The 304-nt window shown below is 56.6% G+C and carries 1 protein-coding gene; it reads left to right on the forward strand.

Annotated elements, in window-relative coordinates; genetic code table 11:
- Positions 1-304 (forward strand): CoA transferase (locus FDX22_RS15185; RefSeq protein ID WP_186805309.1); only part of this gene is annotated, 304 nt, incomplete at both ends.

The following is a 304-nucleotide window of genomic DNA, read 5'->3' on the forward strand; positions in this document are numbered from 1 at the left end:
AAACCACCGATATCTTCATTGAAGCCAGTAAAGGCCCGGCCTTTGCCCGTCGCGGCATTACCGATGAAGTGCTGTGGGAACATAACCCGAAACTGGTTATCGCCCACCTTTCCGGCTTCGGCCAGTTTGGTACCGAGGAGTACACCAATCTTCCGGCTTACAACACCATCGCGCAGGCGTTCAGCGGCTATCTGATTCAAAACGGTGACGTTGATCAGCCGATGCCTGCCTTCCCGTACACCGCCGATTACTTCTCCGGGATGACCGCAACGACAGCGGCGCTGGCTGCCCTGCACAAAGTACG

Origin of the sequence: Citrobacter sp. TBCS-14 (assembly GCF_005280805.1) — a bacterium.
Taxonomy (GTDB): Bacteria; Pseudomonadota; Gammaproteobacteria; order Enterobacterales; family Enterobacteriaceae; genus Citrobacter; species Citrobacter gillenii.